This is a genomic window from Streptomyces sp. NPDC006510, from assembly GCF_040611955.1.
Lineage (GTDB): Bacteria > Actinomycetota > Actinomycetes > Streptomycetales > Streptomycetaceae > Streptomyces.
On record NZ_JBEXPH010000215.1, the window covers coordinates 1 to 12,958 of the forward strand.

A 12,958-nucleotide genomic window follows, 5' to 3' on the forward strand; every position below is an offset into this window, starting at 1 on the left:
GGCCCGCGTGCGCCGCCGCCGCGATCCCGGCGACCGGGTCGGCGAGCAGTACGGGGGTGCAGTCGGCGGTGAGCACGGCGAGCGGGAGCCCGCGCCGCGCGGTCACCACCGCGTCCACCGCGGGGATCTCCGAAGCGTCTCCCCACGGCCCTTCGACGACCGCGACGTCCCGCCCGTGCACCTGGTTCATCCAGACGACCCGCGCCGGGTCCAGACCGAGGGCCCGTGCGGCGCGCTCGCGATTGGCCAGAACGGCGGCGGGGTCGTCTCCGACCGCGCCGCCGAGGTTGAGCTCCTCGTACGGAGCGGCGCTCACTCCGCCCCACCGGTCGGTGAAGGCGAAGTGGGCGCCGCCCGTCGAGGACAGTGCGTGGTGCTGAGCTATCACTTCAAGAAGTCCGGGACATCCAGCTCTTCGGCCTGGGAGTCCTGGTAGGGACGGGCCGGCGGGACGTGCGGCGGAGCGACCGGCGGCAGGTGGCTCTCGCTCGCCACCGGAACGGGCTCCGCCTGGACCGGCGGCTCGTCGCGGGTGGGCACGGAGCCCAGTCCACCGGTCTGACGCACGGGCTCGGGGGTCCGGACCGGCGCGGCGGGCTCGTCGCGCTTGGCGGAGTTCGCGCTCAGGACGTTCTCGCGACGGGCCGGCGGCTGTCCGCCGTCGAAGCCCGCTGCGATCACGGTGACACGTACCTCGTCGCCCAGCGCGTCGTCGATGACCGCACCGAAGATGATGTTCGCCTCGGGGTGCGCCGCCTCGCTCACCAGCTGGGCGGCCTCGTTGATCTCGAAGAGACCGAGGTCGCTGCCGCCGGAGATGGAGAGCAGGACACCGCGGGCGCCGTCGATGGACGCCTCCAGGAGCGGCGAGGAGATCGCCATCTCCGCGGCGGCCACCGCGCGGTCGTCGCCACGGGCCGATCCGATGCCCATGAGTGCCGATCCGGCCTCGGACATGACCGACTTGACGTCGGCGAAGTCGAGGTTGATCAGACCCGGGGTGGTGATGAGGTCGGTGATGCCCTGAACACCCGAGAGCAGTACCTGGTCGGCCGACTTGAACGCGTCGAGCACGCTGACCTGGCGGTCCGAGATGGACAGCAGCCGGTCGTTGGGAATGACGATGAGGGTGTCGACCTCTTCGCGGAGTTCGGCGATGCCGTCCTCCGCCTGGTTCGCGCGTCGCCGGCCCTCGAAGGTGAACGGGCGGGTGACCACGCCGATCGTCAGGGCGCCGAGCGAGCGCGCGATGTTGGCGACGACGGGTGCGCCGCCGGTGCCGGTGCCGCCGCCTTCTCCGGCGGTGACGAAGACCATGTCGGCCCCCTTGAGGACCTCCTCGATCTCCTCACGGTGGTCCTCTGCCGCCTTGCGACCGACTGCCGGGTTGGCGCCGGCGCCAAGGCCGCGGGTGAGTTCGCGGCCGACGTCGAGCTTGACGTCGGCGTCGCTCATCAACAGGGCTTGCGCATCAGTGTTGATCGCGATGAACTCGACGCCCTTGAGACCGACCTCGATCATTCGGTTGATGGCATTGACACCACCGCCGCCGACACCGATGACCTTGATGACTGCGAGGTAGTTCTGCGGTGCTGCCACGTCGAAGGCCTCTCGCCTCGAGTTACGTGTCGTCGCTTCGCGGTAGTCCCGCCGCGACGACGGATGCCGATTGGGACGGTCCGGAACGCCGACCCAAACCCTAACGTTGAAGTTTAGGGTTACCAGTGTGTCTGCTTCATGGACTCTTCCGAACAGGACACTAAGTCGACAAGTGGCGCACGTTCAACGAACACGCCGAACCTCCCGTTTTTCTTTTCACCCTATGTGATCACCCGTAGCGCTGACCAACCAGGGTGCTGGCCAGGCCAAATACGCGTCAACTGCCCGACGCGGCAGGGGCGGTGGGTGCACTCACGTCGAAGTGTCCCGCTTTGGGAGCGGCTTTCATGAGAGCGGTGAGAACTCTTGCCTTCACCGGACCCCCTTCGCCACTGCCCCAGATCACCGTGCGCCCCCGGGTGAGTTCCAGGGAGATCGAATCGTACGAGGTGACCCGTACGACCTCGGTGTCCTTGGCGACGCCGCCCGGAAGTCCGCCCGCGACCCGGACCGCTTCCCGCACCAGCCGGTCACTGCCGAAACGGCGCAGACTCGCGGACTGATCAGGTTTCAGTTCCAGCAGAGGTACGCGTCCGGGCGATTTGTCCACCGTTGCGAAACGCACGCCTTTCGCGTCCACTTCAATGAACTTTGCGCCCTTTTTTACCAACAAGACCGGCTGTCGTTCGGTCACCTTAAGTCCGATTCCATGTGGCCATGACCGTACGACATCCACGGAATCGATACGAGGCAACTTCTGGCGCAACCGATCGGCGATGGCATCGGTGTCGACGGAGATCAGCGGGGCGCCGATCGGTACCGCCGCGGCGGCCTCCACCTCGGCCGGTGTCAGTACGTCGACACCGGTGATCCTGACCTTTTCGGCCCGGAGCCAGGAGGAGCCGTAGAGCGCCCAGACGGCACCGGAGGCGAGCAGCAGCACGAGCACGCCGATCACGATCAGCGCCCTGCGGCTGGGCAGTCTGCGCCCCTCGGGGCGCGGGCGCGGCGGGCGGGCCGGGGAGTCCTCCTGCTGCCCTGTTCCGCGCTGGGCGGTCGTCGGTCCGGCCACGGCTCGCTCCTTACGCCGGGTCCGGGGGCACCGCCCCCGGACCCGTCCGCCTCACGCGCCTCGGCGTGCGGCAATCGCCTCGTACACCATGCCGACGAGCAGGTCGTCGGCGTCCCGGCGGCCGAACTCGGCGGCGGCGCGGGACATTTCGTACAACCGGTGCGGATCCGCGAGCACCGGGAGGACGTTGCCCTGCACCCACTCGGGAGTGAGCGCCGCGTCGTCCACCAGCAGACCGCCGCCGGCGTTGACCACCGGCTGGGCGTTGAGCCGCTGTTCGCCGTTGCCGATCGGCAACGGGACGTAGGCGGCGGGGAGCCCGACGGCGGAGAGTTCGGCGACGGTCATCGCGCCGGCGCGGCAGAGCATCATGTCGGCCGCGGCGTACGCGAGATCCATCCGGTCCACGTACGGTACCGGGATGTAGGGCGGCATCCCGGGCATGTTGTCGACGCGCGGCAATTCGTTCTTCGGTCCGACCACGTGCAGGATCTGGATGCCGGAGCGCTGCAGGAGCGGGGCGACCCGCTGGACCACCTCGTTGAGGTGGCGGGCGCCCTGCGAGCCGCCGGAGACCAGCAGCGTCGGCAGGTTGGGGTCGAGGCCGAACGCGGCACGTGCCTCGGGGCGGACCCGGGCCCGGTCCAGGGTGGCGATGGTGCGGCGCAGCGGGATACCGATGTAGCGGGCGCCGCGCAGCTTGCTGTCGGGGGTGGAGACGGCGACGCCGTGGGCGTACCGCGAACCGATCTTGTTGGCCAGGCCGGGACGGGCGTTGGCCTCATGGACGACGATCGGCACCCCGGCCCGCTTGGCGGCGAGGTAGCCGGGCAGGGCGACGTAGCCGCCGAAGCCGACGACGCAGTCCGCCTTGGTGCGTTCCAGGACCTGCTCGGCGGCCTTGATGGTGCCGCGCAGCCGTCCCGGGACGGTGATCAGTTCCGGGGTGGGCTTGCGCGGCAGCGGCACGGCCGGGATCAGGGCGAGTTCGTACCCCCGCTCGGGTACGAGCCTGGTCTCGAGTCCGCGCTCCGTGCCGAGGGCAGTGATTCCCACGGTCGGGTCCTGCCTGCGCAGGGCGTCCGCGAGGGCAAGCGCGGGCTCGATGTGGCCGGCGGTCCCCCCACCGGCGAGTACGACATGCACCGAAATTCACCGCTCTCCGGACGGACGCTTCTTGACGCGCCGTCTCATCGTCTTCCATCTCACCCCGGGCCTCCGCATGGCCAGGGCCGCCTTCGCTGCGGGATCCTCTCGCGCGAACGCGATCAGCAGCCCGACGGCGAACATGGTCGGCAGCAGGGCCGATCCTCCGTAGGAGAACAGCGGGAGCGGGACTCCGGCGATCGGCAGCAGGCCGAGCACCGCACCGATGTTGATCACGGCCTGCACCGTGATCCAGGTGGTCACACCTCCCGCGGCGTACCTCACGAAGGGGTCCTCCGTGCGTCCGGCCACGCGGATACCCGCATAGCCTAGAGCCGCGAAGAGGGCGAGTACCGACAGCGTCCCCGCCAACCCCAGTTCCTCCCCGGTGATGGCGAAGATGAAGTCGGTGTGCGGTTCAGGTAGTTGGCCCCATTTTTCCACACTCGCACCGAGCCCGGAACCGAACCATCCGCCGGATGCCAGAGCATAGATGCCGTGCACCGCCTGCCAGCAGGAGTCCCCGGGTCCGGGCTCGCTGGCGCCGATGCAGGCGAGCCTGGACATCCGGTTCGGGCTGGTCTTGATCAGGACGAAGGCGATCAGTGCGGCGAAGCCGAGCACCCCGCCGAAGAGCCGGGTGGGTGCCCCGGCCAGCCAGAGCAGTCCGAACAGGATCGCGGTGAGAATGATCGCAGTTCCCATGTCGCCGCCGAGCATGATCAGCCCGAGGAGCATGAAGGCTACCGGGACGAGCGGGACGAGCAGGTGCTTCCACTGCGTCAGCAGCCGCTTGTCCTGTTTGCGGGCGAGCAGGTCGGCGCCCCACAGGACCAGGGCGAGCTTGCCGAATTCGCTGGGCTGGAGCTGGAAGGGGCCGCCGAGGTAGAGCCAGTTCTGGTTGCCGTTGACCGACATCCCTATCCCCGGCACCTGGACCAGCACCATCAGGAAGACGGTGCCCATGAGCAGCGGGTAGGCGAACGCCCGGTGCAGTTTGGCGGGCATCCGGGCGGCGAGCGCCATCAGTCCGGCGCCGATGACGGCGGCCAGGAACTGTTTGCGGAAGAAGTAGGTGCTCGGCTTGTCCAGCTCCAGGGCCTTGATCATCGAGGCGGAGTAGACCATCACCAGGCCGAGCACGGTGATCAGCAGGCCGGCGCCCAGGATCAGGTAGTACGCGGTCAGCGGGCGGTCCCAGGCCCTGCGTGCCTGCTCGTACATCCGCCGCACGCTCCCGCGGGGCGAGCGGGGTGCGCGGGGACTGCCGGTGGAGCGCCCTTTGGAGCGCGGCACCGGGGGGCGCCGGGAGCCGGTGGCCGAGCGGACCCTGAGGGCGGGGCCGAGGGGCGCCGGGGCGCCCGCTCCCGCGCCCGCGAGCAGTGGTGGGGCGAGTGCCCGGCTGATCGCCGCGGCGGTCCGTGAGCGGTCCCCACGGGGCCCGGCGGAGCTCTCTTCGGCCGGCATTGTCGCTGTCCCCTCCACTGCTCGGACCCGGGACCGCCGCCGAGGGCCGACGGCCGCGACGCGACCGCCCGCGCCCGGTCGTCCGGGACGGTACGGCGCGGCGGCCGGGCCCGTCAGGCGCTCTCGGCGGCGAGTGCGCGGACCGCGTCCGCGAACGCCTCGCCCCGCTTGTTGTAATTGACGAACATGTCCATCGAGGCGCAGGCCGGAGCCATCAGTACGGTGTCTCCCGGCCGGGCGAGCCGTGCCGCCTCGCGGACCGCCTCGGACATCGCCCCAGTGTCGGTCCGGCCGAGGTCGACCACCGGGACCTCGGGGGCGTGTCGCGTGAGGGCTTCGCGGATCAGTTCCCGGTCCCGGCCGATCAGTACGACGCCCCGCAGCCGCCCGGCGGCCCCGGTCACCAGCTCGTCGAAGGCGGCGCCCTTGGCGAGGCCGCCGGCGATCCAGACGATCGGGTCGTAGGCCGCCAGGGACGCCTCGGCGGCATGGGTGTTGGTGGCCTTGGAGTCGTCGACGTACGCGACCCCGGCCACATCCGCGACGTGCTCGATGCGGTGCGGGTCGGGGCGGAAGGCCCGCAGTCCGTCGCGTACGGCCGCGGGCTCGACACCGAAGGCGCGGGCCAGGGCCGCCGCCGCGAGAGCGTTGGCGATGTTGTGCGGGGCGGGCGGGTCGATGTCCTTGACCTCGGCGAGCTCCTGGGCCTGCTTCTGCCGGTTCGCCACGAAGGCGCGGTCGACGAGGATGCCGTCGACGACGCCCAGCTGGGACGGGCCCGGGGTGTTCAGGGTGAAGCCGATGGCCCGGCAGCCCTCCTCGACGTCTGCCCCGCGGACCAGGTCCTCGGTCGCCGGGTCGGCCGCGTTGTAGACGCAGGCGACGCGGTTGCCCTCGTAGATCCGGCCCTTGTCCGCGACGTACGCCTCCATGGAGCCGTGCCAGTCGAGGTGGTCCGGGGCCAGGTTGAGGACGGCGGCGGAGTGGGCGCGCAGCGAGGGCGCCCAGTGCAGCTGGTAGCTGGACAGCTCGACGGCGAGTACGTCGTACTCCTCGTCGCCGAGGACGGCGTCCAGCAGGGAGACGCCGATGTTGCCGACGGCGGCGGTGCGCAGCCCGGCCGCCTCCAGGATCGAGGCGAGCATCCGCACGGTCGTGGTCTTGCCGTTGGTGCCGGTGACCGCGAGCCAGGGGGCCGCATCGGGGCCCCGCAGCCGCCAGGCGAGTTCGACGTCGCCCCAGACGGGGACGCCCGCCTCGGCGGCTGCGGCGAAGAGCGGCTTGCCGGGCTGCCAGCCCGGGGTGGTGACGATGAGCTCGGTGGACTCGGGCAGGGTCGCCCCGTCGCCGAGGCGCACGGTGATGCCCTGCGCCTCCAGCTCCGCGGCCTGCGTACGGGAACGCTCGTCGTCCCCGTCGTTGACCACCGTGACGACGGCCCCGAGGCCGTGCAGCACCTTGGCCGCCGGGATTCCGGAGACCCCGAGTCCCGCGACGGTGACGTGCTTGCCCTGCCAGTCCTGGTTGCTCACTTCTCGGCTGCCCATCCCGCGTAGAAGAGTCCGAGTCCCACGATCACGCACATGCCCTGGATGATCCAGAAGCGGACCACGACAAGGACTTCGGACCACCCCTTGAGTTCGAAGTGGTGCTGGAGCGGCGCCATCCGGAAGACTCGCTTACCGGTCATCTTGAAGGAACCGACCTGGATGACCACGGACATGGTGATCATCACGAAGAGACCGCCGAGGACGGCCATCAGGAACTCGGTGCGGGAGCAGATCGCCAGACCGGCGAGGGCGCCGCCGAGGGCGAGCGAGCCGGTGTCGCCCATGAAGATCTTGGCGGGCGAGGTGTTCCACCACAGGAAGCCGAAGCAGGCGCCCATCAGCGCGGAGGCGACGACCGCGAGGTCGAGCGGATCGCGTACCTCGAAACAGGCGTTGGGGTTGGTCAGGGTGTCCGCGTTGGCGCAGGACTCCTGGAACTGCCACAGCCCGATGAAGGTGTACGCGCCGAAGACCATCACCGAGGCACCGGTGGCCAGGCCGTCCAGGCCGTCCGTCAGGTTCACGCCGTTGGACATGGCGAGGATCATGAACAGCGCCCAGACCACGAACAGCACCGGACCGATCGCCCAGCCGAAGTCCGCGACGAACGACAGCTTGGTGGAGGCCGGGGTGTTGCCGCGGGCGTCGGCGAACTGGAGCGAGAGCACCGCGAAGGCGATGCCCACGATCAGCTGGCCCGCCATCTTCGCCTTGGCCCGCAGACCCAGCGAACGCTGCTTGACGATCTTGATGTAGTCGTCGAGGAAGCCGACGAGGCCCATGCCCGCCATCAGGAAGAGCACCAGCACGCCGGAGAATCGCATCTCCTCGCCGGTGATCAGCTTCGCCGCGATGTACGCGATGATCGTCGCCAGGATGAAGGCAATACCGCCCATGGTGGGCGTGCCCTTCTTGGACCCGTGGGTACGCGGGCCGTCGTCCCGGATGAACTGCCCGTATCCCTTGCGGGCCAGCAGCTTGATCAGCAGCGGAGTTCCGACCAGGGTCAGGAAGAGCCCGATGGCCCCCGCGAAGAGGATCTGCCTCATCGGTCGGCGACCTCGCCCTCGGACGCGTTCTCCAGCAGTGCCATGGCGACCTGCTCCAGGCCGACCGACCGGGACGCCTTCACCAGCACGACGTCTCCCGGGCGCAGTTCACTGCGCAACAGGTCGACCGCGGCCTGTGCGTCGGACACGTGCACCGACTCCTCACCCCACGAACCCTCGTTGTATGCGCCCAGTTGCAGCCAGGAGGCCTCTCTGCCCCCGACTGCGACGAGCTTGCTGACGTTGAGCCGGACGGCGAGCCGCCCGACCGCGTCGTGCTCGGCGAGCGAGGCGTCGCCGAGCTCGGCCATCTGGCCGAGCACCGCCCACGTACGCCGGCCCTTCCCCATGGCGGCCAGCGCGCGCAGCGCGGCTTTCATGGATTCGGGGTTCGCGTTGTAGGCGTCATTGACGAACGTCACGCCGTCCGGACGCTCGGTGACCTCCATGCGCCAGCGGGAGAGGGTGCCCGCCTCGGAGAGCCCTTCGGCGATCTCGTCTGCGGACAGGCCCAACTCATGGGCGACGGCGGCCGCGGCGAGCGCGTTCGACACGTGGTGCTCACCGTACAGGCGCATGGTCACGTCGCTGCACCCGGTGGGTGTGTGGAGCCGGAAAGCGGGGCGGCCGTCGTCGGTGAGACGGACCTTCTCGCCCCGTACGTCCGCTTCCGCGGCTTCACCGAAGAGCAGCACCCGGGCCTTGGTGCGGGAGGACATGGCGCGTACGAGCGGGTCGTCGGCGTTGAGTACGGCGAGGCCGTCCTCGGGCAGCGACTCGACCATCTCGCCCTTGGCCTGTGCGATCTGCTCCCGGCCGCCGAACTCGCCGATGTGGGCGGTGCCGACGTTGAGAACGAGGCCGATGCGGGGCGGGACGAGGCCGGTGAGGTAGCGGATGTCGCCGATGTAGCGTGCACCCATTTCGAGGACGAGGTGACGGGTGTCCTCGGTGGCGCGCAGCGCGGTGAGCGGGAGGCCGATCTCGTTGTTGAGGTTGCCCGCCGGGTAGACGGTGGGCCCCTTGCGTTCGAGGAGCTGGGCGATGAGGTCCTTGGTGGAGGTCTTGCCCGCGGAGCCGGTGAGGGCGACGACGGTGGTGCCGAGGCGGCCCACGACGGCGCGGGCGAGCGCGCCGAGCGCAGCCACGACGTCGTCGACGACGATCGCCGGAACACCGACGGGGCGGGCGGCCAGCACGGCTGCCGCGCCCGCCTCGACGGCGCGCTGCGCATAGTCGTGGCCGTCGACCCGTTCGCCGGTGAAGGCGACGAACAGGCTGCCTGGCTGCACCTCTCGGGAGTCGAGGACGACGGGCCCGCTGACGGTTGCTGCCGGATCGGGTATGTCGTGCGACTGCCCGCCGACGATTTCGGCGATCTCGGCGAGGGAAAGGGCGATCACTTGGTCATCCCTGACTGTTGTTCTCGTGGGTGTGGGCGCGGTGGTCGGCGCTCTCGGTGCGTTCGTGCCCCAGGGACCGCTCGATGGCCGCGCGCAGGACCACGCGGTCGTCGAAGGGGCGTACCACGCCGTGGATGTCCTGGCCCTGCTCGTGGCCCTTGCCGGCGATCAGCACCGTGTCACCGGGCTCGGCGCGGGCGACCGCGGCGGCGATGGCGGCGGCCCGGTCGGCGTCGACCAGGACGTCGCCCCGCTCGTGGACGGGCACCTCGGCGGCGCCCGCGAGCATGGCGGCGAGGATGCCGAGCGGGTCCTCGGAACGGGGGTTGTCCGAGGTCAGTACGGCGGTGTCGGCGAGACGGGCGGCGGCGGCGCCCATCGGGCCGCGTTTGGTCGTGTCGCGGTCGCCACCGCAGCCGAGGACGATGTGCAGCCTGCCCTCGGTGACCTTCCGCAGGGAGCGCAGCACGGATTCGACGGCGTCGGTCTTGTGCGCGTAGTCGACGACCGCGAGGTACCGCTGTCCGGCGTCGACCCGCTCCAGCCGGCCGGGGACACCCGGAACGGCCGCGACGCCGTCCGCCCCGGTCTGCGGGTCGATACCCGCGACGGCGAGCGTGACGATCGCGGCCAGGGTGTTGGCGACGTTGAACGGGCCGGGCAGCGGGGCACGGGCGGCGATCCGCTCGGCCTTGGGGCCGACGACGGTGAAGGTGGAGCCGAGCGGCCCGAGTTCGACGTCCTCGGCACGCCAGTCGGCGTCCGGGTGGCCCTCGGCGGAGAAGGTGACGACCGGGACGGACGCCTCGGTGACCAGCCTGCGGCCGTATTCGTCGTCGAAGTTGACGACGCCCCGGCGGCTGCGCCGCGGGGTGAAGAGCTGCGCCTTGGCCTGGAAGTAGTCCTCCATCCCGGTGTGGAACTCCATGTGTTCCGGGCTGAGGTTGTTGAAGACCGCGACGTCGAAGACGCAGCCGTCGACCCGGCCGAGCACCAGGGCGTGGCTGGAGACCTCCATGGTCACCGAGTCGACGCCGCGCTCGCGCATGACGGCGAACAGTGCCTGCAGATCGGTGGCTTCGGGGGTGGTGCGCTCGGACTTGATGCGTTCGTCGCCGATCCGCGTCTCCACCGTGCCGATGAGCCCGGTGGCACGCCCGGCGCCGCGGAAGCCGCCCTCGATCAGGTAGGCGGTGGTGGTCTTGCCGGACGTTCCGGTGATGCCGATCTGGAGGAGGTCGGTGCCGGGCCGTCCGTAGATCTCGGCGGCGAGCTCGCCCATCCGGGCGCGCGGGTCCTCGGTGACCAGCACCGGGAGTCCGGTGACGGCGGCGCGCTCGGCGCCCGCCGGGTCGGTGAGGATCGCCGCCGCGCCGAGACCGGCCGCCTGGGCCGCGAAATCGGCGCCGTGGAAGCGGGCGCCCGGCAGGGCCGCGTACACGTCTCCGGGGCGTACCGCCCGCGAGTCGTGGGTGATGCCGGTGACCTCTCCGGTTCCCGGCGGCTCGACTCCCAGTCGGGCTGCCAGTTCGCCGAGCGCGGTCGGCCCGATCCGGTCCGGGCGGGGCGCTCCCGGGTAGTTCACAGGGGCGGCCTTCTGGGTGGTTTGGAACTGATCAGCGTGGGGCACGGCGGTGAGCGTACCGGGCGCACCCGGCCTCTCGCGAAGTGAGGGGCCGGGGTCCTGGTGGTTCCCGTTCCGGTTCCCGGGATCGGGCGTGATGGTTGTCACTGGATGGTTTCCCCGAGTTCACTCGCCGGGCTGGAAGGACACCGGCAGCCGGGCTGGCCCGCTGCCGGACGGTGGGGTCTGAAGGGTCTTGAGTGCGAACTCCATGACCTGCTTGTAGATCGGTCCGCAGATCTGGCCGCCGAAGTAGCTGCCCTTGGTCGGGTTCTGGATCGCGCAGTAGACGGTGATCTGCGGGTTGTCGGCGGGGGCGAAGCCCGCGAAGGACGCGGTGTAGCCGTGGTAGCCGCCGCGCACCGGGTCGACCCGGTTGGCCGTTCCGGTCTTGCCGGCCACCCGGTAGCCCGGGATCTTGGCCTTCGTTCCGGTGCCCTCCTCGTCGCCGACCACCGACTCCAGCATGGCGGCGAGCGTTTTGGCGGTCTTCGCGCTGACCACCCTGGTCCGTTCGGGAGGGGCGGCGGCCTTGAAGCGGCCGTCGGCGCCCTTGGTGCCGCGTACCAGCGTGGGCGCGACGCGGACCCCGTCGTTGGCGATCGTCGAGTAGATGGAGGCGGCCTGCATGGCGTTGAGCGAGAGGCCCTGGCCGAACGGGATCGTGTACTGCTGCGAGGTCGACCAGTCCTTGGGCTTGGCGAGGATGCCGGGGGTCTCGCCCGGGTAGTCGAGGCCGGTCGGCGAGCCGATCCCGAATTTGCGCAGGTAGGAGTAGAGGACCTTGTTGGCCTGGGCCTGCGTCTTGCCCAGTTCGCCGGTGGCCAGGATGGTGCCGATGTTGCTGGACTTGGCGAGTACGCCGTTGAGCGTCAGGTACCAGGTGGGGTGGTCGATGTCGTCCTTGAAGAGCCGGTCGCCGCGGTGCAGCCGGTTGGGGACGGTGACATGGGTGCCCGGGGTGGCGGCCCCCTCCTCCAGCACGGCGGCCATGGACATGACCTTGCTGGTGGAGCCGGGCTCGTAGACGTCCTGGAGGGCCGCGTTGCCCAGCGACGCCGCGTCGGCCTGCGAGAGGTCGTTGGGGTCAAAGCCGGGTGCGTTGGCCATGGCGAGGACCTCGCCGGTCCTGGTGTTCTGGACGACCACATAGCCGCGGTCGGCCTTGGACTTCTTCACCTGGTCGGTGATGGCCTGCTGCGCGGCCCACTGGATGTCGCGGTCGATGGTCAGCTCGATATCGGACCCGGGTACGGCCGGGACCTCCTCGGTGCCCGCGGTGGGCACCCGCCGGCCGCCGGCCTGGGCGTACCTGATCTTGCCGTCCTCGCCCGCGAGTTCCTTTTCCAGCTGCGATTCGAGGCCGCCCGCGCCCTTGCCGTCGGCGTTGACGTAGCCCAGTATCCCGGCGGCGAGCCCCCCGTTGGGGTAGACCCGTTTGGTGGTCGCCTCCTGGAAGATCCCGGCCAGCACATTGGCTCCCGGGCCGCCGTTCGCCCGGTCCTTGCCCGCCTTCTCGGCGAAGACTGACTTGAGGTCCTTGATCTGATTCCAGACCTGCGGGGTCTGCCGGCGGGCCAGGACGACGTAGCGGCCCTTCTTGGACAGCTTCCGGGTCAGTTCGGTGGCGTCGGTACCGAGGATCGGGGCGAGGAGCGCCGCCGCCTGCTGGGGCGCGTCGGGGACCTTGCTGAACTCCGGCGTGAACATCGAGGGGTCGGCGGTGATGTTGTACGCGTCGACGCTGGTGGCCAGGGCGATCCCGCTGCGGTCGGTGATCTCTCCGCGCTCGGCGGAGATCGTGTAGCTGAGGTAGCGGTTCTCCTTGGCCTTGGCCGCATACGCGCTGGCGTCGACGGCCTGGACCTGGAGCAGCCGGACGACGAACGCCAGCATGACGAGCGTCAGGGCGAGGCTGACCAGGCGGAGCCGGGGGCGCGGGTTGCCGAGCCGCAGGGGGCTCGCGGCCCGGCTGCGGGGCCGACGGGGGCGTGGCGCCGGGGAGGAAGGACGGCGGGCGGCGGGCCGGGGGCGCCCCTGACCGCCCG

The 12,958-nt window shown here is 70.5% G+C and carries 10 protein-coding genes; all 10 read right to left on the reverse strand.

What is annotated here, in order from left to right; genetic code table 11:
• Positions 1 to 388: laccase domain-containing protein (locus tag ABZY11_RS37665; RefSeq protein WP_356483481.1), on the reverse strand; the 388-nt coding region annotated here is incomplete at its 3' end.
• Positions 385 to 1,599 (reverse strand): cell division protein FtsZ, encoded by a 1,215-nt coding sequence (ftsZ, locus tag ABZY11_RS37670; protein ID WP_356483482.1) that lies wholly within the window; start codon positions 1,597 to 1,599, stop codon positions 385 to 387. The genes ftsZ and ABZY11_RS37665, both read right to left, overlap by 4 nt.
• Before the next feature lie 277 nt (positions 1,600 to 1,876).
• Positions 1,877 to 2,671: an FtsQ-type POTRA domain-containing protein gene (locus ABZY11_RS37675; protein WP_356483483.1), complete on the reverse strand. Its 795-nt coding sequence runs from the start codon at positions 2,669 to 2,671 to the stop codon at positions 1,877 to 1,879.
• Between the two features lie 51 nt (positions 2,672 to 2,722).
• Positions 2,723 to 3,817, reverse strand: a complete 1,095-nt coding sequence (gene murG, locus ABZY11_RS37680; protein ID WP_326765088.1) for an undecaprenyldiphospho-muramoylpentapeptide beta-N-acetylglucosaminyltransferase — start codon at positions 3,815 to 3,817, stop codon at positions 2,723 to 2,725.
• Between the two features lie 6 nt (positions 3,818 to 3,823).
• Positions 3,824 to 5,284: a putative lipid II flippase FtsW gene (ftsW, locus tag ABZY11_RS37685; RefSeq protein ID WP_356483484.1), complete on the reverse strand. Its 1,461-nt coding sequence runs from the start codon at positions 5,282 to 5,284 to the stop codon at positions 3,824 to 3,826.
• Between the two features lie 113 nt (positions 5,285 to 5,397).
• Positions 5,398 to 6,831: a UDP-N-acetylmuramoyl-L-alanine--D-glutamate ligase gene (murD, locus tag ABZY11_RS37690; RefSeq protein ID WP_356483485.1), complete on the reverse strand. Its 1,434-nt coding sequence runs from the start codon at positions 6,829 to 6,831 to the stop codon at positions 5,398 to 5,400.
• The gene (gene mraY, locus ABZY11_RS37695) at positions 6,813 to 7,883 is read right to left on the reverse strand and encodes a phospho-N-acetylmuramoyl-pentapeptide-transferase (RefSeq protein WP_356483486.1); all 1,071 of its coding nucleotides are present in this window, start codon (positions 7,881 to 7,883) and stop codon (positions 6,813 to 6,815) included. The genes murD and mraY overlap by 19 nt, the downstream gene beginning before the upstream one ends.
• On the reverse strand, positions 7,880 to 9,286 hold the full coding sequence (murF, locus tag ABZY11_RS37700; RefSeq protein ID WP_356483487.1) for a UDP-N-acetylmuramoyl-tripeptide--D-alanyl-D-alanine ligase: 1,407 nt from the start codon (positions 9,284 to 9,286) through the stop codon (positions 7,880 to 7,882). Before murF ends, mraY begins: the two co-directional genes overlap by 4 nt.
• 4 nt (positions 9,287 to 9,290) lie before the next feature.
• Positions 9,291 to 11,018, reverse strand: coding sequence for a UDP-N-acetylmuramoyl-L-alanyl-D-glutamate--2,6-diaminopimelate ligase (locus ABZY11_RS37705; RefSeq protein ID WP_356483488.1), 1,728 nt, complete (start codon positions 11,016 to 11,018; stop codon positions 9,291 to 9,293).
• A gap of 18 nt (positions 11,019 to 11,036) precedes the next feature.
• Positions 11,037 to 12,958, reverse strand: a 1,922-nt coding sequence (locus ABZY11_RS37710; RefSeq protein ID WP_356483489.1) for a penicillin-binding protein 2, incomplete at its 5' end; no start/stop codon positions are given.